The 20,949-nt window shown below is 71.3% G+C and carries 17 protein-coding genes; 11 read left to right on the top strand and 6 right to left on the bottom strand.

The window, feature by feature from the left end; genetic code table 11:
- Positions 1-116 precede the first annotated feature (116 nt).
- The 7 genes from ACFPIJ_RS20380 to ACFPIJ_RS20410 all read left to right on the top strand — a co-directional run bounded on the left by ACFPIJ_RS20380 (position 117) and on the right by ACFPIJ_RS20410 (position 9,737).
- Positions 117-1,064: a GAF domain-containing protein gene (locus tag ACFPIJ_RS20380; protein WP_380116728.1), complete on the top strand. Its 948-nt coding sequence runs from the start codon at positions 117-119 to the stop codon at positions 1,062-1,064.
- A gap of 37 nt (positions 1,065-1,101) precedes the next feature.
- Entirely contained in the window at positions 1,102-2,835 is a 1,734-nt protein-coding gene (locus ACFPIJ_RS20385) for a DEDD exonuclease domain-containing protein (RefSeq protein WP_380116729.1), read from the top strand.
- Positions 2,836-5,068: 2,233 nt separating this feature from the next.
- Positions 5,069-6,886: a RelA/SpoT family protein gene (locus tag ACFPIJ_RS20390; protein ID WP_380116838.1), complete on the top strand. Its 1,818-nt coding sequence runs from the start codon at positions 5,069-5,071 to the stop codon at positions 6,884-6,886.
- Positions 6,887-6,904: 18 nt separating this feature from the next.
- A complete protein-coding gene (locus ACFPIJ_RS20395) occupies positions 6,905-7,429 on the top strand; it encodes an NUDIX hydrolase (RefSeq protein WP_380116730.1) in 525 nt (174 codons plus the stop codon).
- Positions 7,426-8,247: a nucleotidyltransferase family protein gene (locus ACFPIJ_RS20400; protein ID WP_380116731.1), complete on the top strand. Its 822-nt coding sequence runs from the start codon at positions 7,426-7,428 to the stop codon at positions 8,245-8,247. Before ACFPIJ_RS20395 ends, ACFPIJ_RS20400 begins: the two co-directional genes overlap by 4 nt.
- 37 nt (positions 8,248-8,284) lie before the next feature.
- A complete protein-coding gene (locus ACFPIJ_RS20405; RefSeq protein WP_380116839.1) occupies positions 8,285-8,572 on the top strand; it encodes an Lrp/AsnC family transcriptional regulator in 288 nt (95 codons plus the stop codon).
- A gap of 148 nt (positions 8,573-8,720) precedes the next feature.
- On the top strand, positions 8,721-9,737 hold the full coding sequence (locus ACFPIJ_RS20410; RefSeq protein WP_380116732.1) for an aspartate-semialdehyde dehydrogenase: 1,017 nt from the start codon (positions 8,721-8,723) through the stop codon (positions 9,735-9,737).
- Positions 9,738-9,778: 41 nt separating this feature from the next.
- On the opposite strand, the gene ACFPIJ_RS20415 is transcribed toward ACFPIJ_RS20410, so the two are convergent.
- Complete coding sequence (locus ACFPIJ_RS20415) at positions 9,779-11,728, bottom strand: S9 family peptidase (RefSeq protein WP_380116733.1); 1,950 nt, start codon at positions 11,726-11,728, stop codon at positions 9,779-9,781.
- A 68-nt stretch (positions 11,729-11,796) separates the two neighbouring features.
- Here ACFPIJ_RS20415 and ACFPIJ_RS20420 point away from each other — a divergent pair, with 68 nt between their 5' ends.
- The gene (locus ACFPIJ_RS20420; RefSeq protein WP_380116734.1) at positions 11,797-12,639 is read left to right on the top strand and encodes an alpha/beta hydrolase family protein; all 843 of its coding nucleotides are present in this window, start codon (positions 11,797-11,799) and stop codon (positions 12,637-12,639) included.
- A gap of 30 nt (positions 12,640-12,669) precedes the next feature.
- Here ACFPIJ_RS20420 and ACFPIJ_RS20425 read toward each other — a convergent pair whose 3' ends face one another.
- The 5 genes from ACFPIJ_RS20425 to ctaE all read right to left on the bottom strand — a co-directional run bounded on the left by ACFPIJ_RS20425 (position 12,670) and on the right by ctaE (position 17,940).
- On the bottom strand, positions 12,670-13,380 hold the full coding sequence (locus tag ACFPIJ_RS20425; RefSeq protein WP_380116735.1) for an MBL fold metallo-hydrolase: 711 nt from the start codon (positions 13,378-13,380) through the stop codon (positions 12,670-12,672).
- A 288-nt stretch (positions 13,381-13,668) separates the two neighbouring features.
- Positions 13,669-15,306 (bottom strand): cytochrome bc1 complex cytochrome b subunit, encoded by a 1,638-nt coding sequence (gene qcrB, locus ACFPIJ_RS20430; protein WP_380116736.1) that lies wholly within the window; start codon positions 15,304-15,306, stop codon positions 13,669-13,671.
- Positions 15,303-16,397: a cytochrome bc1 complex Rieske iron-sulfur subunit gene (gene qcrA / locus ACFPIJ_RS20435; RefSeq protein ID WP_380116737.1), complete on the bottom strand. Its 1,095-nt coding sequence runs from the start codon at positions 16,395-16,397 to the stop codon at positions 15,303-15,305. The genes qcrB and qcrA overlap by 4 nt, the downstream gene beginning before the upstream one ends.
- Positions 16,394-17,260 (bottom strand): cytochrome bc1 complex diheme cytochrome c subunit, encoded by an 867-nt coding sequence (gene qcrC / locus ACFPIJ_RS20440; RefSeq protein WP_380116738.1) that lies wholly within the window; start codon positions 17,258-17,260, stop codon positions 16,394-16,396. The genes qcrA and qcrC overlap by 4 nt, the downstream gene beginning before the upstream one ends.
- Positions 17,261-17,340: 80 nt before the next feature.
- Complete coding sequence (gene ctaE, locus ACFPIJ_RS20445; protein WP_327009073.1) at positions 17,341-17,940, bottom strand: aa3-type cytochrome oxidase subunit III; 600 nt, start codon at positions 17,938-17,940, stop codon at positions 17,341-17,343.
- Between the two features lie 129 nt (positions 17,941-18,069).
- Between ctaE and ACFPIJ_RS20450 the strand changes: the two genes are divergently transcribed.
- From ACFPIJ_RS20450 to trpD, 3 genes are read left to right on the top strand one after another with little or no spacing between them, the layout of a single operon-like run.
- On the top strand, positions 18,070-18,996 hold the full coding sequence (locus ACFPIJ_RS20450) for a cytochrome c oxidase assembly protein (protein ID WP_380116840.1): 927 nt from the start codon (positions 18,070-18,072) through the stop codon (positions 18,994-18,996).
- Positions 18,993-19,385 carry a hypothetical protein gene (locus ACFPIJ_RS20455; protein WP_380116739.1) on the top strand — a complete coding sequence of 131 codons (393 nt, stop codon included), beginning with the start codon at positions 18,993-18,995 and terminating at the stop codon, positions 19,383-19,385. Before ACFPIJ_RS20450 ends, ACFPIJ_RS20455 begins: the two co-directional genes overlap by 4 nt.
- A 3-nt stretch (positions 19,386-19,388) precedes the next feature.
- Positions 19,389-20,432, top strand: coding sequence for an anthranilate phosphoribosyltransferase (trpD, locus tag ACFPIJ_RS20460; protein WP_380116740.1), 1,044 nt, complete (start codon positions 19,389-19,391; stop codon positions 20,430-20,432).
- The last annotated feature ends 517 nt before the right edge of the window (positions 20,433-20,949 follow it).

The raw sequence follows: 20,949 nt of genomic DNA on the forward strand, positions 1-20,949 counted from the left end.
ATTGTCGACCAGATTCGCCCCGGATGGTCTCCGGCACCGCCGGCTTCCCTCGAAAGACTAAAAGCTGACATATCCTTATTTCACCCGATTGGGGTACGCCACCGAGGAGGCCCGACATGCAGCCGCCGGTACCCGAGAACGAAGCCGAACGGATCTCGACGCTACGGGCGCTGGCGGTCCTGGACACTCCCCCGGAGACCGATTTCGACGACATCGTCAGGATCGCCTCCGAGGTGTGCGGCGCGCCGATCTCCCTGGTCACGCTCGTGGACACGGAGCGGCAATGGTTCAAGGCCAAGATCGGCCTGGCCGGTCCCACCGAAACACCCCGTGAGGTCGCGTTCTGCGCCCACGCGATCATGGGCCGGGACCTGATGGTCGTGCCGGACGCCACCGAGGACGCGAGGTTCGCCGACAACCCTTTCGTCCGGGCCGAGGACGGCATCCGGTTCTACGCCGGCGCTCCCCTGCTGACCAGCGAGGGTGCGGCGCTGGGCACCCTGTGCGTGGTCGACCACGCACCGCACCGCCTCAGCCTCGATCAGATGCGGGGGCTGCGGGCCCTGGCCAAGCAGGTCACCGAACTGCTCGAGCTGCGGCGACTCGTCATCACCTCGGTCCTCGAAGGGCACCCGGAAGCCAGGTCGGTCGATCTCACCTACCTGACTGAGGCCCGCATCCGGGAGCTGCGGCCCATCGCGGACGCCCGCAACATCGCCATCACTCTTGGTGTGACGGATGCTGCGTCGGTACAGGCGGATCCTGGCCGGCTGTCCAGAGCCCTGGACTACGTCGTCTTCTCCGCCCTGAAGGTGGCACCGGCGGGCGGGAAGGTCGCGGTGCGCGTGCTGGGCGCGCCGGTGCCGACGGTGGAGATCAGCCACGCCGGCGGGTCGATCGCCCCCGAATGGCAGGCCGACCTCGACGGCACGCGGGAGGCCGACGAGCTGGTCCCGCGGGCCGTGGCGGACATCCTGCGGGCCCACGCCGCGACCGTGGTGCGCACGAACGCCACGATCGGCTCGCCGGACGTCCGGTTCGAGCTGCGTTTCCCGCCGCACTGAGGGCATTTTTGTCACACCCTGGTCGTAGTGTGCGCGCGTGGCCGACTACCACCAGGAAACGCTCGATGCCCTGTTCGACGACCCACGTGCGGCGACGCTGTTCGCGTCGACGTTCGTGGTGGTCGACCTGGAGACGACCGGCGGCGCGCCGGACGGCGGCGGCATCACCGAGATCGGCGCGGTCAAGGTCCGCGGCGGCGAGATCCTGGGCGAGTTCGGCACGCTGGTCAACCCCGAGGAGCGGCTGCCGGCGTTCATCACGGTGCTGACCGGCATCACCGAGTCGATGCTGGTCGAGGCGCCGACGATCGACACGGTGCTGCCGGCGTTCCTGGAGTTCGCCGCCGGCGCCGTCCTCGTGGCGCACAACGCGCCCTATGACACCGGTTTCCTCAAGGCGGCCTGCGCCAAGCACGGCTACGCGTGGCCGAAGCCGATCGTGCTGGACACCGCCGCGATCGCCCGGCGTGCCCTGGTCGCCGACGAGGTCCCCAACAACAAGCTGTCGACCCTCGCCCGGCACTTCCACGCGAGCACCCAGCCGATCCACCGCGCCCTGGACGACGCCCGGGCCACCGTCGACGTCCTGCACGGCCTCATCGCCCGGCTGGGCAGCCACAAGGTGCACACCATCGGCGAGACGATCGAGTTCGTCAAGGCGGTCAGCCCGTCCCAGCGGCGCAAACGGCACCTCGCCGAGGGCCTGCCCGACGCCCCGGGGGTCTACGTGTTCCGCGGGCACAAGGACCGCCCGCTCTACATCGGGACCAGCTCGTCGATCGCGACCCGGGTCCGCAGCTACTTCACCGCCGCCGAGAAGCGGGCCCGCATCGACGAGATGATCAACGCGGCGGACCGGGTCGAGGCGATCCTCTGCGCCCACTCCCTGGAGGCCGAGGTCCGGGAGCTGCGGCTGATCGCGGCGCACAAACCGCCGTACAACCGCCGCTCCAAGTTTCCGGAGCGGGTCATGTGGCTGAAGCTCACCGGCGAGGCCTATCCCCGGCTGTCGGTCGTGCGTGAGGTGCAGCCCGACGGCGCGGCATATCTCGGCCCGTTCGGCTCCCGCCGCGGCGCCGAGCTCGCCGCCGCCGGCATCTATGACGCGCTGCCGATCCGGCAGTGCACCCACAAACTGTCCCTGCGCACGAAGACCCCCGCGTGCGCGCTCGCCGAGCTCGGCCGCTGCCCGGCGCCGTGCGAGCACCGCATCTCCCCGGACGACTACGAAACGGCCGCCGCCGAGCCGTTCCGCACCGCGACGACCGGCGATCCCGGCCCCGTCGTGCGCGGCCTCATGGCCCGCATCGAGGCGCTGTCCACCGCGGAGCGCTTCGAGGACGCGGCCACGATCCGCACCCGGTTGATCGCCTTCCTGCGCACGGCGATCCGCATGCAGCGGCTCGTATCGCTGACCAGCCTGCCCGAGCTGATCGCCGCCCGGCCGGCCGCGAAGGGCGGCTGGGAGCTGGCGGTGGTGCGACACGGCCGACTCGCCGCAGCCGGCGTGTCACCCCCCAGGGTGCATCCACAGCCGACATTGGATGTGGTTCTCGCCACAGCTGAGACCGTTCCGCCGGGGCACGGGCCGACGCCGCGCGCGTCGCCCGAGGAGACCGAGCGGATCCTCGCCTGGCTCGAGCGGCCGGAGACTCGGCTGGTCAAGGCCGACATGGGCTGGTCATCTCCGGCCATGGGCGCCGGCCGGTGGCGCCCATTTCTCACCCGCGCGGAGGCCGCCGCGTCGGTCAGGATCGACTTGGAAGGGTAAGCACATCGGACGATCGCACAAACTCAAATGACCGATCGGATGCCACGAGGGAAACTAGGCTGGAACCTACCCAAACCCAGGCCCGCCCGGCCCGTCGGTGAGGAGGTGCCGCATGGAGCCCGGTCTGCATCAGTCCGGCGCGCCCCTGGATGCTGGCCCCTCCACGGCCACCGGCACTGGCGGCGCCAACTCCGGGTCCACGTCCGCGCACAGCGAGTTCATGTTGGACCCACTGACGCCCGGGGGCAAGCCCAACGAGCCGACGGGTTTTGTGCACACGCTGCCGACGGGCTTCACGATCGGTGGCGCTTCGCCTCCGCCCCCCGTGCCCGGTGCCTCGGACGCCCACCAGCTGCTCGACGCGGTGGGCGAGGTCCTGCTCGGGCCGCGGGGATTGCCGACCGCGGCGATCAACGTGCCGGAGGCCCCGACCCGGCGTCGCCGGCCCGCACACCCGGCCGAGCGGCACAACCCGGATCGCAACACCAGGGACGACACCAGGGACAGGGTCCAGCAGGACCGGCAGCGGGCCGACCGTCCGTACGTGGACAGGACCTCCGCCGACCAGTCCGACCCAGGCCGCCCCGCCTCCGACGATCACCAGCCCGACGCTCATCAGCCCGGCGCCCACGAGCCGAACCGCCATGAGTCCGACGGACATGAGCCCGGCCGTCACCAGACCGGCGATCACCAGCCCGGTGGCCACGGGTCCGGCAATCACGGCACGAACCCGCAGGGCGGACGTGCCCAGGGCCGACGGCCGCAAGACAACAGCGCCGACGACCAGGTAGCCCAAGACGGAAATGCCCAGGGCCCAGAACCGCAGAACCCGGGCACGCAAGACCTGGGGTCGCAAGACGAGATTGCTCAGGGCCACGGGCCGCAGCACAACAGCGCCGACAACCAGGTAGCCCCGAACGGAAATACGCAGGGCCGAGAGCCGCAAGACCCGAGCGCGCAGGACCCCGGGTCGCAAGACGGGATTGCCCAGGGCCACGGGCCGCAGGACAACAGCGCCGACAACCAGGTAGCCCCGGACGGAAATACGCAGGGCCGAGAGCCGCGGGATCCGGGGACGCAGGATCTGGGAGCGCAGGACCTGGGCACGCAGGGCCGAGGGGCGCAGGACCACAGCGCCGACGGCCTGGTAGCGCGGGGTGGATCGGCACAGGACCCGAACGCGGAACGCCGGAGCCCCAGGGAGAGCGGCGCGCGGGACCAGGTGGCGAACGGCAGTGGTGGCGGAGACCCGGGTCACGGCGCCGCGAGGGCTGCCGGCGCGGAGGTCCGCTCGCAGCCGGGCCGGGTGGAGGCGCAGACGGCGGAGCGCCACCCGGCAGCGCAGGCCGCGCGGGACGACCAGACGAACGACGCAACGCCAGGGCAGCGCATGCCGCAGGAGGACGAGGGCCGGCAGGGAACGGCGGCCCGGCAGTTCGCGCGGGACCACACTCCGGACGACACGGCCGCCGGCACCGAAGGCACCGCGACCAGAACCGGGACCGTTACAGCCGAAACCGTCGCAGCAGAAACCGGGACCGCCACTGCCGGCGCCGGGACCGCCACAACCGGGACCGCCACAACCGGGACCGCCACAACCGGGACCGCCACAACCGGGACCGCCGCAACCGGGACCGCCGCAACCGGAACGACCGGGACCACTGCGACCGGGACCGCCGGGACCGCCGGAACCGCTGCGACCGCCGGGCACGGAGCCGCCGAGCGGCGGGCGCCACGCGACGAGCAGGAGACGCCCGGGCAGTGGGCGGTCCAGGAGCAGCGGGCGGCGCAGGGCCAACGGGCGCCGCAGGACCAGAGCGACACGCGCAGGGACTGGCCGGCCAACGAACGTCCCGCGGGGTCCCGGCCGCCCGTGGCCCGGCCCGGTCCAGGTGGCCAGCGGACCAGCACCGAACGCCAGGGCGGCGAACGTCCCCGCAACGAACGATCCATCGTCGAGCGTCCCGCCACAGACCGGCCAACCGCGGACCGGCCCACGCCCACGGCAGACCGGCCCGCCACAGACAAGGCCGCCACAGACAAGGCCGCCACAGACAAGAACGCCACAGACCAGCCCAGCACGGACCAGCCCGCCACAGACAAGGGCGCCGCGGGGCGGACGGGCAAGGATCGGGACGCTGACCGGGGGGCGAAACGGGCGGCGCCCGTCGACGACCGGTTCGCGGCGCCTCGGGCCAGGCTCACCGCACCGCCGACCGAGGACTCGCCGGCGGTGCCGCCGCCGCCGACGTACTCGGCGCTCGTGGGTGGGGCGGTGCCCGGGGACCCGACGGCGACGTACTCGGCGATCATCGGGTCGCGGCTGCGGGCGATGCTGCCGTGGCAGACGACCGAGGATCCGCTGGGCAACGTGCTGCGGTCGCACAAGACGATCCACCCGACGGGGGACGTGGCGTTGCTGCGGCGGGCGTACTCGACCGCTGAGCAGATGCATCGCGGGCAGATGCGCAAGAGCGGAGAGGCGTTCATCTCGCACCCGCTCGAAGTGACGGAGATCCTCGCCGACCTGGGCATGGACACGACGACGCTGGTCGCGTCGCTGTTGCACGACACGGTCGAGGACACGGACTACACGCTCGGCGCGCTCGAACGGGACTTCGGCGGCGAGGTGGCGCTGCTCGTCGACGGCGTGACGAAGTTCGACAAGATGTTCTACGGTGCCGACGCCGAGGCCGAGACGATCCGCAAGATGATCGTCGCCGCCGGGCGGGACGTGCGGGTGCTCGTCATCAAGCTGGCGGACCGGCTGCACAACATGCGGACCCTCGACGCGCGGTCGATCAAGTCGCAGGTGCGGATCGCGACGGCGACGCGGGAGGTGCTGATCCCGCTGTGCGAGCGGCTCGGCATCCAGGCGTTGAAGCGGGAGCTCGAGGACTGGGTGCTGCGGGCGGTCAGCCCGGGCGGGTATGCGCTGATCGACGAGTACGTCCGGCAGCGCACCGGCTGGGACGGCTACCTGGAGCGGGTCATCTCCGCGGTGAACACGGACCTGCGGAAGTTCAGCATCGACGCGCAGGTGTCACCGCGGCCGCGACACCTGTACTCGATCTGGAAGGACACGGTCGACGGCAACTACGAGGACCCGCACGACATGCCGCGGGTCGTCATCATCGTCGACGGGCCGGAGACGGACTGCTACGCGGCGCTGGGTGCGGTGCACGGCAAGTGGCGGCCGGTGCCCGGGCGGTTCAAGGACTTCATCGCCACGCCGAAGGGCAACAACTACAAGTCGCTGCACACCACGGTGCTCGGGCCGGAGGGACGCTCCCTGGAGGTGCTGATCCGCACCGAGGAGATGCACCAGGCCGCGGAGTACGGCATCGTCGCCAACTTCCGGTACCCGCACACGGCGGCGCGGTTCGGCCCGGCAAGCAAGGCGGAGCAGCTGAACTGGCTGCGGCGCCTGCTGGACTGGGAGGCGGCGGCGTCGGACCCGTCGCAGTTCATCGCGTCGCTGCGCTGCGATCTCGCCGAGGACCAGATCCTGGTGCTCGCCGAGGCCGGCGGGCGGCCGGTGCTGCTGCCGCAGGACGCGACGCCGGTCGACCTCGCGTACATCCTCGGCGCGGACGTCGGCAACCGATGTATCGGCGCGAAGGTCAACGGGCGGCTGATCGCGGTGTCGTCGCCGCTCGCCGACGGCGACACGGTCGAGATCATCACCCGGACGGGGCAGCGCGACGAGTTCGACTTCGACGCGGACGCGCCCGCGCGGGGGCCGTCGCCGGAGTGGCTGGAGTTCGTGAAGACGCCGCACGCCAGGCTGCACATCAGCCGGTGGTTCGAGGCGCACGAGGCCCCCGCGATCACGGTCGCCAACAAGGTGCGCCTGGGCCGGCTCGCGATCGGGCTGGCACTGCGCCGGCAGGGCCGCGGCCTGGCCAGCGACCTGCCGCTGGTCCGCCTCGCGACCAGGCTGGGCTATCCGGACCTGGAGACGCTGCTCGTCGCCGTCGCCGACCACAGCCGCACCGCGGACGAGGTGGTCGAGGAGTTGATCGCCCTGGTCGACCACTCCCCCCGGTAGGGCACTAGCCTTTCGCAGATGGCGGTAAGACAGGTCAAGCAACAGCTGCGCATGGTGGCGTACCGGACGTTCTACCGTCTCCCGTCCCGCTGGAAGCGCCGGATCGTGCGGACGTTCCAGCCGACGTACACGATCGGCGCGGTCATCCTGGTCCGCGACCCCGCGGCGAGCCGGATCCTGTTGCTGCGGCAGCCGCCCGGCGCCGGCTGGTCACTGCCGGCGGGGCTGATGGACCGCGGCGAGCGGCCGGTGCAGACGGCGGCCCGTGAGCTCGCCGAGGAGACCGGGATCACGGTGCCGGTGGAGGGGTTCCGCCCGGCCAACCCGAACGCCGTCGTGCACACCCGCGGTCAGTGGGTCGACATGGTGTTCGAGACCGAGGTCGAGCCGTCCGACGACTTCGAGATCGACGGCGCCGAGGTCATCGAGGCCGCCTGGCACCGCCTGGACGCGCTGCCGCCGCTGACGGTGTCGACGTCGCAGCTCCTCGCCCACTACGGGATCGGGCCGTACAAGGACTACCCGGAAGTGCTCACCAAGTGAAGCTCTGCGCGGTGATCCTGGCGGCCGGGGAAGGGCGCCGGCTGCGGCCGCTGACCGAGCACCTGCCGAAGGCGCTGTGTCCCGTCGGCAACGTCGCGCTGCTGGACCGGGCCATGACCAGGGTCGCCGCGCTCGGTCTCACCGGGCCGGGCGACCTGGCCGTCAACGCCTGCTACCTCGGGGAGCAGGTCGTCGCGCACGTCGGGGACCGCGCGCACCTCTCCGTCGAGCCGGGCGATCCGTTCGGCACGGCCGGCGGCGTCGCGCTCCTCAAGGACTGGATCGGGGGCCGGGGTGTGCTGGTCGGCAACGCCGATGCATACCTCGCCCCACACGAGCCGGCAGACGAAGATCTCAAGGACCTGATCGACGGCTGGGACGGCACCACGGTGCGGATGCTCGGCGTCCCCGGCCCGCCGAAGGAGTTCGGCACGCACCGGTTCGCCGGCTTCTCCCTGCTGCCGTGGGACCTGGTGGAGCGCCTGGAGCCGGTCCCGTCGGACCTGGTGCGCACCACCTGGCGGCCGGCAGAACGGGAGGGGCGCCTGGAGGTCGTCGAGTACCGCGGCACCTACCTGGACACCGGCACACCGCGCGACTACCTGAAGGCCAACCTGCACGCCGCGCACCACCGGAATCTGATCGCGCAGGACGCCTCGGTGACCGGGGCGGTGGAGGAGGCGGTCGTCGGGCCGGGTGCCGTCGTCGCCGGGCGGGTCGTCCGCGGTGTGGTGTGGCCGGGCGCGGAGGTGCGGGCGGGCGAGACACTGCGCGACGCGATCCGGGTCGGGCGGGAGCTCACCGTCGCGGCGGATTAGCATGGCGGGTGTCCACATGCTGGAAGGAGCACCGCAGGTGATCACCGCGATCGTCCTCATCGACTGCGCGACCGACTCGATCCCCGAGGTGGCCGAGAACATCGCCAACCTCCCCGGGGTCAGCGAGGTCTACTCCGTCGCCGGCAACGTCGACCTGATCGCGATGGTGCGGGTCCGGCAGTACGAGGAGATCGCCGAGGTCATCGCCGGTGGCATCTCGAAGGTGCCGGGTGTCGTCGACACCGACACGCACATCGCGTTCCGCGCCTACTCGCAGCACGACCTGGAAGAGGCGTTCTCGATCGGCCTGCCCGACACGGACTAATTTCCGGCTAATTTCGGCCGCCCCGCCGAAAGCCGTGCGCCGCAGCTGTCGGCAAGCCGTAAGAAACCAGCAAAAGCGCTGGTTACGGCGCCTCCAGTGGGCGAAATCGCAGCGAGGCGGCCGCACTGACCCGGTAATCTCGACGCCCATGAGGATCGGCATCGTCGGAGCCACGGGTCAGGTGGGCAGCGTCATGCGCGCCATCCTGGCCGAGCGTCAGTTTCCGGTAGACCAGTTGCGCCTGTTCGCGTCCGCCCGTTCCGCCGGGCGGCCCATCGACTGGCAGGACACGCAGATCACGGTGGAGGACGCGGCGACCGCCGACTACTCCGGCCTGGACATCGTGCTGTTCTCCGCCGGCAAGGGCACGTCGAAGGAGCTGGCGCCGAAGGTGGCCGCCGCCGGTGCCGTCGTCGTCGACAACTCCTCCGCCTGGCGGATGGACCCGCAGGTGCCGCTCGTCGTCGCGGAGGTCAACCCGCACGCGATCGCGGACCGGCCGAAGGGCATCATCGCCAACCCCAACTGCACCACGATGGCCGCGATGCCGGTGCTGCGTCCGCTGCACGACGAGGCCGGCCTGGTCGCCCTGGTCGCCGCCACCTACCAGGCGGTGTCCGGCGCCGGGCTCAACGGCGTCGCCGAGCTCGACGAGCAGGTCCGCAAGGTCGCCGACGGTGCGGCCGCGCTCGCGTTCGACGGTTCCTCCGTCGAGTTCCCCGCGCCGAAGCAGTTCAGCCGGCCGATCGCGTTCAACGTGCTGCCCCTCGCCGGTTCGATCGTCGACGACGGCTCGTTCGAGACCGACGAGGAGCAGAAGCTCCGCAACGAGAGCCGCAAGATCCTCGAGATCCCGGGCCTGAAGGTCTCCGGCACGTGCGTGCGGGTGCCCGTGTTCACCGGCCACTCGTTGCAGCTCAACGCCCGGTTCGAGCGGGCCATCTCGGTGCAGCGGGCGCTGGAGCTCCTGTCGGCCGCGCCGGGTGTCGTGGTGACCGACGTGCCGACGCCGCTGCAGGCCGCCGGCGCCGACCCCAGCTTCGTCGGCCGGATCCGGGTGGACGAGACCGTGGACAACGGCCTCGCTCTGTTCGTCTCCAACGACAACCTGCGCAAGGGCGCCGCGCTCAACGCCGTCCAGATCGCCGAACTCCTCGTCAAGTAGCGCGAAGCGGGGGCGGCCTGCCAACGGCCGCCCCCGGCTTTCTAGACGTGTCGGCCGAACCAGTCCAGGATCGCGTCGAAGCGGGCCACCCGGTGCGACGGGCGGCCCGAGCGGGACAGCTCGTGCCCCTCCCCCGGGAACAGCAGCAGCTCCACCGGGGTGCCGCGCCGTTTCAGCGCCACGAACAACCGCTGGGCCTGTTCGACCGGGCAGCGCCAGTCCTGCTCCGAGTGGATGATCAGCATCGGAATGTCGATCTTGCCGGCGTAGGTGAGCGGGCTCTGCTGCTCGAACGAGCCGCCGTCGGCGCCGTACAGGGAGTCCGCGAACACCCAGCCGATGTCCGAGCTGCCCTGGAAGCTGTCGATCGCGTTGACGGCCCGCTCGGAGATCGCCGCCTTGAAGCGGTCGCCGCGCATGCCGGCGAGCCACGTGGTCATGAACCCGCCGTGCGAGCCGCCGAGGACCCCGACCCGGTCGGCGTCGAGGTCGTCCTCCGCCAGGGCGGCGTCCAGCAGGGCGAGCAGGTCGGCGGCGGTGACCTCGCCGACGTTGCCGCGCACCGCCCGGCCGTGCGACTCGCCGTAGCCGGACGAGCCGCGGGGGTTGCCGTAGACGACCGCGTAGCCGGCGCCGGCGTACACCTGCGCCTCGTCGAAGAGCCGCCAGCCGTACTGCGCGAACGGCCCTCCGTGGATCATGAGCAGCACCGGGTGCGGGCCGTCGCCGGCGGGCTTGACCACCCAGCCGTGCACCGGGTAGCCGTCCGGGGCCGTGGCGTTGATCTCGACCTGCTCGAGGGCCGTGACGCTGCCCAGAAACGCTGCCGAGAAGTCCGACAGCTTGCGGTCACCGGCGTAGACCTCGCCCCAGTCCGCCGGGCCGGCGATGGTCGCGACCACGGTGTCACCGGCGACGCCGAAACCGGCGACCTGCCGCTCACCGTCGAGCAGCACTTCGGGGGTACCCCCGTCGAACGGCACCCGCAGCAGCTGGACCGCGCCGCGGTGCTCGTTGGTGAACAGGACCCCGCGATCCGTGGCGGCGATGTCACCGCCGGGCGCGGCGAGGGTGTACGCCTCCGGGTCGAGCAGCTGCTTCACCGCCCCGCCCTCGACGGGCACCGACCACAGGGACTCGTTGCGGACCACCGGGTCGACCCGGCCCTCGCCGGCGAGGTTGGCGGTGAACAGGACCGAGCGGCCGTCCGGCGCCCACCGGCACAGGGCCACGCTGAACGTGGTGTCCGTCAGCGCCCGGATCTCGCCACCACCGGCCGGCATGACGCACACGTCGGCGGCAAGGTCGTCGCCCCAGGTGTCGTGCCGCTCGGAGACGAACGCCAGGGACTGCCCGTCGGGGCTCCAGTCCGGGTCGCCGTGGCTGCGCTCGCCGTCGGTGACCTGCGTCACCGTGCCGTCGAGGTCGGTCACGAACAGGTGCGCCGGGCGGTCCAGCAGGAACCCGAGGCCGTCGACGCGGTAGAAGTACCGGGTGATCCGCCGGGGCGCCTCCCCGTCGGCGCCGATCTTCTCGCCGTCCTCGGTCTTGCCGGTGCCGTAGCGCCCCTCGTCCGGCACCCGGGCGGAGAACGCAAGCCGGGCGCTGTCCGGCGACCAGGCCGGCGTGCCGGCGCCCAGCGGCAGGTCGGTCAGCCGCCGCGGCTCACCGCCTGCGAGGGGCAGGACGCACAGCTGCGGCGCGCTGTCGTGCTCGGCCTTGGCGCCGCCCGCCCGGCTTCCCGCCGCCTTCGTCGCGCGCAGGAACGCGAGCCACCGTCCGTCCGGCGAGATCCGCGGGGCGCTGTCGTGCCATCCGTGGGTGAGCTGGGTGGGCGCGGCGCTCCCGTCGGTGTGCAGGAGCCAGAGCTGGGAGGTGTACGAGTCGGCCGCGAACTCGAGGCGGCTCACCGCCACGACGGCGGTCCTGCCGTCAGGGCTGACCGTAGGCGCGCCGGGTAGGCGCATTTGGGACAGATCGATTGGCTTCACGCACCGCACAGTAGCCTGGGTCACACTTCTTACTCACCAGTAACCTCCTACCTCTACCCTACGAATCCATGGAGTTCCTGGACCAGTTCCTGGACCGAGGCACCGACCGCCTGGCGCTGCACACGTATCCGGTCGACGACGCCGCGACCCTCGCCGTGCTGTGGCCCGCGATGGGCGTCCCGGCCCGCTACTACCGGCATTTCGCCGCCGCGCTGAACGCCACCGGCATCGAGGTTGTCGTGGCCGACCTGCGCGGCACCGGCTCGTCCACCCCGCGCCCGTCCCGCGCCTCCCGGTACGGCCTCGCCGACCTCACCGCCGACGTCGAGGCCGTCCTCGACATCCTCAAGCCCCGCCGGGCCGGCCGGCGCACCCTGCTCGTCGGGCACTCCCTCGGCGGCCAGGCGTGCGCCCTGCACCTCGCCACCCGGCACGCCGCCGGCCTGGACCCGGGCGTCGACGGTCTCGCGCTGCTCGCGGTCGGCCTGCCGTACTGGCGCTGCTACCCGGGCCTTCGCGCCCCCTCCACGCTCGCGTTCACGTCCGCCCTGGCCGCCACGTCCGCGGTCCTCGGCGTCTGGCCCGGGTGGGGCTTCGGCGGCCGCCAGTCCCGCGGCGTGATCCGCGACTGGGCGCACACCGCCCGGACCGGCCGCTACCCGGCCCTGGCCGGCGTCGACATCGAGGCCGCGCTGCCCGGCGTGCAACTGCCGGTGCTGGCCGTCGACATGGAGACCGACCAGTACACGCCCGCGCCGACGGTCGACCTCCTGACGGCGAAGCTGTCGGCCGCGTCCGTCACCCGCGCGCACTACTCCGCGGCGGAGGCCGGCTCCCCGATCGACCACTTCACCTGGGCCCGCCACGGCACCCTCCTGGCAACCCGCGTCGCCGGCTGGTTCTCGCCGTAGCGTTTTTCCGGGGGTACGGCGGGCGCCCGGTCAGCGTGGTCCGGCGGCCTCGACGAGTCTGGCCGCGGTGTCCTCGGTGAGCGGTTCGCCGTGGCCGAAGCAGGCGATCCCCGGCCTGAGACCGGCCTGGCGGTGGAACGACGCCGTCGCCCGCGCCGGGTCGGCGTTGAACACGCCGAGCATGACCGTGCCGTCCGGCGCGCGGGCGATCGTGTCGCCGGTGAACAGGACCCCGTGCTCCGGCAGGTGGAACGCGACGCTGCCCGGGGTGTGACCCGGCACGGCGACGGCGACGGCCTGGACCCCGCCGCCGAGGTCGATGAGGTCGCCGTCGCGCAGCTCCCGGTCGACCCGGACCGGAGCCGGCCGGTCGTCGGGCATGCTCGCGTGGACCTGGTCGTACAGCTGCCGCTCCCAGCCTTCCAGCACCGGCGGCGGGTTCTCCGCCCCGCCCCTGATGACCTGGGCGTCGTCGCGGTGCGCGGCCACGCTGACGTCGCCCCAGGCGGCGATGTCCGCGGCCGATCCGACGTGGTCGACGTGCGCGTGGGTGAGCAGGATCTGCCGGAGGTCGCCGCGCCGGTGCCCGAGGGTCTCGACGGCGCGTGCCAGCCGCGGCGCGGACCCCGGCAGGCCGGTGTCGACGAGGGTCAGCCCGTCGGGGCCGCACCAGAGGTACGCGTGGCCGACCGGGGACGGGAGCAGGTACAGCATGCGGGGCAGCAACTCGACCGGGTCCATCTGCGCACCGTAGGCGTGCCGGGCGGCCCCGCCCAGACCGCTTCGCCGTCGGCAGATCCGCCCACGGCGAACCGTCGCGGCCGCAGGTCGCGTCGCGGCCGGCCGCGGCCGCGGGCTTGTCACGGCCGCAGGTCGTGACTGCGCAACTGTCCGCGGCGGTGGCAGGGAAGGCCGTCAGGGCCTGACCGGTGGCTGACGGGAGCGGCGGACCGCGCCCACGACGGACCGGAGCCGGAAAACGGCGACGCCCCCGGCTTCAGGAGAAGCAGGGGGCGTCGCGCGGGTGGATCAGTGGCCGCTGGTGATCTCTTCGCGGTCCCGGTCGTCGTCGAGCTGGCGCGGCTTCGGGGCCGGGCCCGCCTTCTCGATCGGGTAGAAGAAGCCCTTCACCGTCGGGGCCAGGGCGCCGAGGCGGTTCATCTTCTTCGGCACGACCCAGCCGCCGTACTCGAGGCCGTGGTGGGCCTCCTCGTCCGACGGGCCGTGACCGTTGCCGGTGCCGGCGGGCAGCGGCTGGTGGATCTCGACGAACTTGCCGTCGGGGAGGCGGCGGATGATGCCGGTCTCCACGCCGTGGGCGAGGACCTCGCGGTCGTGCTGCTGGAGGCCGAGCGCGATGCGGAACGCCACGTAGTAGGCCAGCGGCGGCACGATGAGGATGCCGATGCGGCCGGCCCAGGTCATCGCGTTGAGGCTGATGTGGAACTTGTCCGCGACGACGTCGTTGCCACCGGAGATCAGCAGGACCACGTAGAACGAGATGGCCATGGCGCCGAGGGCGGTGCGCAGCGGGTTGTCGCGGGGACGTTGCAGCAGGTTGTGCACCGCTTTGTCCTTGGAGAACCGCGCCTCGATGAACGGATAGAAGATCGGCAACATCGTCAGGATGCCTGGTAGCACCACCGTCGGCCAGAAGATCGGCGGGATGGTGTACCCGTCACCGTAGAAGAAGTCGAAGCGGATCTCCCAGGCCGGGAAGAGACGGGTCGAGCCGTCGAGGAACATGACGTACCAGTCGGGCTGGCTCGCCGCGGACACGACCGCCGCCTTGTACGGGCCGAACAGCCAGATCGGGTTGATCTGGAACAGACCCGCCAGCGCCGCGATCATGGCGAACACGATCATGAAGAAGCCGCCGGCCTTGGCCGCGAAGCCGGGGAACATGCGCACGCCGACCACGTTGTTGTTGGTCCGGCCGGGGCCGGGCCACTGGGTGTGCTTCTGCTTCACCAGCAGGCCCATGTGGACGCTGATGAGGCCGAGCAGCGCACCCGGGACGAGCAGCACGTGAACGATGTACAGCCGGTCGAGGATCACCTCGCCGGGGAACTCGCCGCCGAACAGCGACGTGGTCACCCACGTGCCCACGATCGGGATGGACAGCATGATCGCGCTGGCGATGCGCAGACCAGTGCCGGACAGCGCGTCGTCGGGGAGCGAGTAGCCGCCGAAGCCCTCGAGGAAGCCCATCCAGAACAGCAGGACGCCGACGATCCAGTTGGCCTCGCGGGGCTTGCGGAACGCGCCGGTGAAGAAGACCCGGAACATGTGCACCACGATCGCGGCCATGAACAGCAGCGCGGCCCAGTGGTGCATCTGCCGCATGAACAGGCCGCCGCGCACGTCGAACGAGATGTGCAGCGCCGTGTTGTACGCCTGCGACATCTCCACGCCGCGCAGGGGCGCGTAGCTGCCGTCGTAGACGACCTCGCGCAACGACGGGTCGAAGAACAGGGCCAGGAAGATGCCGCTGAGCAGCAGGACGATGAACGAGTAGAGCGCGATCTCACCCAGCAGGAACGACCAGTGGTCGGGGAAGACCTTGTTCATCAACCGCCGCAGCGGGGTGGCTGCCTGGAACCGCTCGTCGAGGGCCCTGGCGGAGTTGGCCGGGAGGGCCCGGACGTCGATCTTGCGCCGTTTCATGGCCGCTCCCAGAAGGCCGGTCCGACCGGAATCTTGTAGTCCTGCGTTGCGATGAAGTATCCCTCATCGTCCACCGTAATCGGCAGCTGGGGCAAGGCGCGGCTGGCCGGACCGAAGATGGGTCGCGCGTTGTCCGTGATCTGGAACTGTGACTGGTGGCAGGGGCACAGCAGGCGGTTGGTCTGCTGCTCGTAGAGGCTCGCCGGGCAGCCGGCGTGCGTGCAGATCTTCGAGTAGGCCACGAAGTTCTGCCACTGCGAGCCCTTGTTGATCTCCTTGACGTTGCCCAGCGTCGCCTCGGCGTCCTGCTCGCGCAGATGGATCAGCAGCGTCGGCGAGTCGGCCCACTTGTTGGTGGCGCCGTGCGGGATGCCCGGGAAGACGGTGATCTGGCCGCCCACGCTGACGTCGGCGGGACGGATCGGGGTGCCGTCCTCGTGTGTGAGACGGACCGGCTTGCCGTCGTTGTTCTTGGGGTCCCAGCCGGTGGTGAAGAAGACGTTCTCGCCGTTCTGCGTCGGCGCCTTGATCAGCGAGCCGACGAGCAGGGCACCGGCGACCGCACCGAGCGGCGCGGCACCGGCGAGGAACGCCAGGCCGACGAAGCGGCGGCGCTTGAGGCCGAGCTCGTCGCCCATGTTCAGGATCGTCGCCGAGGTCAGCACCTGCTCGGTGCTGTCCGACGGGCCGTCGTGCCGCTCCTGGATCGAGACCTCTTCGGGCAGGAGCTTCTTGCTCCACACCACGATGCCCAGGCCCAGGGTCAGCAGGGCCAGGCCGAGCGTCGCGCCGAGGACCGGCGTGTAGTACGGGTAGAGCGAGCGGTAGGTCGAGTCGCTCTCGCCGTACTTCCACGGCCAGGCGATGTAGGCGACCACGAACGCGGTCGACGCCAGACCGGTGAGCAGGAACAGCAACGCCAGGACGCGCTCGATGCGGCGCTCCGCGCGGGTGCCCGGGACCGGGAACCGCGGCGCGTAGTGCACGATCTGCACGCCGTCGCGGCGGGCGCCTTCCTTGACCAGGTCGAACCGGGTCAGCGACGCGTCGCTGGCGTCGAACTCGTCGTCGGACGGGTGGTGGGTGGTCATGACTTCCCTGCAATCCACAGCGTGGCGAACACGAGCGCCGCGATACCGACGAGGAAGATGACGAGGCCTTCGGGCACCGGGCCGTACCGGCCGAGGTTCCAGCCGCCCGGGTCGCTCGCCTGGTTCTTGTTGAGGTCCTGGATGTAGGCGATGATCGCGGCCTTGTCGTCCGGGCTCAGCTGGTTGTTGCCGAACACCGGCATGTTCTGCGGGCCGGTCAGCATCGCCGCGTAGATGTCACGGTTGGTCGAGTGCTGCAACGACGGGGCGAACTTGCCCGAGGACAGCGCGCCGCCACCGGTGGAGAACGCATGGCACGAGGAGCAGTTGACCCGGTACAGCTCGCCGCCGTGCGCGAGGATCTTGTCACTGCCGCGGGCCTGCTTGACCTGCTCGTCGAGGCTCTCCGCGCTCGGCAGCTGCGGGCCGCCGCCCAGCTCCTGGATGTAGGCGCCGAGCTCGGCGGCCTGGTTCTCGTCGAACTGCGGCGCCTTGCGCTCGGCCTGCGCCTCCTGGCGGGCCAATGGCATGCGGCCCGTGTTGACCTGGAACTCCACGGCGGCGGAACCGACGCCGATGAGGCTCGGTCCCCGGTTCTCCACGCCCTGGGCGTTGCGGCCATGGCAGGTGATGCAGCTGACCTCGTAGATCGCCTTGCCGTTGGCCGCCGCGTCGGACAGCTTCACGGTGTCCTCGGCGCGGCCGACGCCCGGTGCGTACGCCGTGTAGAGGCCGCCCGCGAGCGTGAGCGCCGCGACCAGGCGCACAGCCGCCGACAACCGCCGGCGCAGCTTGCCCCGCGCCGCGCGCGCGCCACCCGGCACCAGCCGGGCAAGCGGCCGCTTGCTCTGCTCAGAAGTCATGGCCTCACCTTTGTCGTCATCACCTAAGTCGTCTCAAAGAGTGGGTGGTCCCGGGAGCGTGTGACGCGCGGCCCGAACTCCTACTGGAGGAAGTAGATCATTGCGAACAGTGCGATCCACACCACGTCGACGAAGTGCCAGTAGTACGACACGACGATCGCCGCGGTCGCCTGGGCGGGGGTGAACCGGCCCATGGTGGTGCGGATCAGATAGATGATGAAGGCGATGAGCCCACCCGTGACGTGCAGGCCGTGGAAGCCGGTCGTCAGGTAGAACATCGATCCGTAGCCGTCACCGTTGATCTTCACACCCTCGCCGACCAGGGTCACGTACTCGTTGACCTGGCCCAGCACGAAGATCAGGCCCATCACGAAGGTCAGCGCGAACCACCGGCGCAGGCCGTGCACGTCACCGCGCTCGGCGCGGAACACGCCGATCTGGCAGGTGATGGACGACAGCACCAGGACCGTGGTGAAGGTCAACGCATACCAGACGTTGAGGACCTCGGTGTGCTCGTGCCACAGCTCCGGAGCCGCCGCACGGATCGAGAAATACATCGCGAACAGCGCCGCGAAGAACATCAGTTCGCTGGAGAGCCACACGATCGTCCCGACACTGACCATGTTGGGCCTGGTCAGTGAGTGGATCTGGCTCTTGGCAATCGCTGGGGCCGCAGTCACGCCGTCATTATTGCCCCCCGATCATCACCGGCTTTTCACGGGGTCCACCAGAGTGGGGCGTTTCGTGCGGCGGCATAGTCTGGGGACGTGTTCCGAGCTGCTGAACCAGGGCCTCCGTCTGCGGCGGGCATCCTCGGTTCGTTCCACGTGTCATGGCTGACGCTCCTGCTGATCGTCGCCGCCGGCCTCTACCTCGCGGGCGTGCTGAGCCTGCGCCGGCGCGGCGACCGCTGGCCCGTCGCGCGGATCGTGCTCTTCCTCGGGCCGGGCCTGGGCTCGATCGCCGCGGTCACCATGACCGGCATCGAGGAGTACGACACGACGCTGCTCAGCGTCCACATGATCCAGCACATGATGCTGTCGATGATCGCGCCGATCTTCCTCGCCCTCGGCGCGCCGGTGACCCTCGCGCTGCGCACCCTGCCGCCCCGGGGCCGCCGCGTGCTGCTCGCCGTGGTGCACTCGCGGGTCGCGCGCGTCGTGGCGTTCCCCCTGGTCGCGTTCGGCCTGTTCGTCGTCACGCCGTTCGTCCTGTACTTCACCGGGCTGTACGAGCTGACCATGCGGCACGAGTGGGTGCACGAGCTGACCCACGCGCACTTCATCGCCGTCGGCTGCCTGTTCTTCTGGCCGCTCATCGGCCTGGACCCGTTGCCGGGACGCTGGCCGTATCCGGCCCGGGCGCTGCTGATGTTCCTGTCCACGCCGTTCCACACGGTCCTCGGGCTGACCATCATGCAGAGCAAGGAGCTGCTGGGCGGCGACTGGTATCCGTCACTTGGGCTGACCTGGGCCGACCCGGCGCACGACCAGGTCGTGGCCGGCGGCATCCTGTGGGCCGGCGGCGAGATCGTCTCGGTGACGATGCTCGCCGTGCTCGTCGTGCAGTGGATGCGCCAGTCCGACCGGGAGGCCAGGCGGGTCGACCGCCGGCTGGACCGCGAGGAGCGGCAACGGCTCGAGGAGCAGGAGTGGTCCGCCCGCACCGGCATCGCCATCACCGATGACGGTACGATCCCCGGGGCACCCGCCACACGAGGAGCAGCGCGCACATGACACAGCACACGGTCCTGCTGTACAGCGACGATCCCGAGGTCCGCGACCGCATGCGGCTGGCCATCGGCAGCCGTCCCGCGGCCGACCTGTCGGTGAAGTTCGTCGACGCCTCCACCTACGCCGAGGTCGTCGGCCTCGTCGATGACACCGACATCGACCTTCTGGTCCTCGACGGCGAGGCGACCCCCGGCGGCGGTCTCGGCATCGCCCGCCAGCTCAAGGACGAGATCACCAACCCGCCGCCGGTCGTCCTGGCGATCGCCCGGGCCGCCGACCGCTGGCTGGCGTCCTACGCCCGGGTCGAGGGCACGATCATGTACCCCCTGGACCCGGTCATCACCGGCAAGACGGTGTCCGACCTCCTGCGCTCGCTCCCCGTCCAGGGCTGAGCCATGGGCGAGCGGACCTGGCCCCAGCTGCTCAACGCCCTGCTCAGGGGCGAGGATCTGGCTCTCGACGACGCCGGCTGGGCGATGGGCGAGGTGATGGCCGGTGCGGCCACCCCGAGCCAGATCGCCGCGTTCGTCGTCGCGCTGCGCGCCAAGGGTGAGACGATCACCGAGGTCGCCGGCGTCGCGGAGATGATGCTCTCCATCGCGCCGAAGGTGCCGCTCAGCGCCGCCCAGCGCGACGCCGCCGTCGACATCGTCGGCACCGGCGGCGACCGCGCCAACACCGTCAACATCTCCACCATGGCCGCGATCGTGACCGCCGCCGCGGGCGTGCCCGTGGTCAAGCACGGCAACCGCGCCGCCTCCTCCTCGACCGGCGCCGCCGACCTGCTCGAGGCGCTCGGGGTCACCATCGACCTCGGCCCCGACGAGGTCGCCCGCTGCGTCGAGGAGGTCGGCATCGGCTTCTGCTTCGCCGCCCGCTTCCACCCCGGCATGCGCCACGCCGCCGCCACCCGCCGCGAGATGGGCATCCCCACCGTCTTCAACTTCCTCGGCCCGCTCACCAACCCGGCGCAACCCACCGCCGCCACCATCGGCTGCTTCGACGTGCGCATGGCGTCGGTGATGGCCTCGGTGCTGGCCGGCCGCGGTTTCTCGGTGCTCCTGGTGCGCGGCGAGGACGGCCTGGACGAGTTCACCACCGGCGCCCCGACCAGGGTGTGGGTGGTCACCGGCGGCACGGTCACCGAAACCGTCATCGACGCGGTCGACCTGGGCCTGCCCCGCTCCGCCCCGGGCGACCTGCGCGGCGGCGACCCGGCCCACAACGTGGCCGTGGCGCACCGCATGTTCGCCGGCGAACCCGGCCCGGTCCGCGACGCGGTCCTGCTCAACGCAGCCGCCGCCATCGCCGCCCGGGCCGGCCTGTCCTCCACCGACCTGCCGTCCCAGCTCCAGGCGGGCCTCGCCCGCGCCACCGCCGCCGTCGACTCGGGCGCCGCCACCGACCTGGTGGCCCGCTGGTCCGCCTTCAAGCCGTAACCACCCCTCCGCCCCTCCGGGGGCGGCGGGGCCGCCCGGAAACTCCCGTGATCACGCCCCGGCGCTCCGCTCCCCCGGCGAACCCGACCACCCGCACGACCAGCCCGCGACTTCGATCACGCGGACGCGGTCAGCGAAACCCGGCTGGCGTGGCGCGGGTGGGTCAAGGTCGCCGATGCCGCCCACGCTGATGATCGACGGGTTCCGGGAGGTTGGGCCTGCCTCCGCGTCTCGCGCAAAGCAGGCGAGTTGGACGACAGACCTGAGCGATCCGAAACCCGGACCCCCGGTCCTTCGAGTGCCCACGCGCAAGCGTCCGAGTCGACCGCGCCCGCCAGGGCGCAGGTCGTGCGAGCGCAGCGAGCATTGGGGGTGTGGGGTGAGAATCCCCCACTGCTCTTCCGGCCGAAGGCCGCCGCGGAAGAAACAGCGGAAGAAACAGGCTTGAGTGCGAGCGCAGCGAGCATGGGGGGCGCGGGGTGGCGCAGCCCCCCGCCGGGGCGCGGCGCCAGCCGTG

Source organism: Dactylosporangium cerinum (assembly GCF_042653625.1).
Classification (GTDB): domain Bacteria; phylum Actinomycetota; class Actinomycetes; order Mycobacteriales; family Micromonosporaceae; genus Dactylosporangium; species Dactylosporangium cerinum.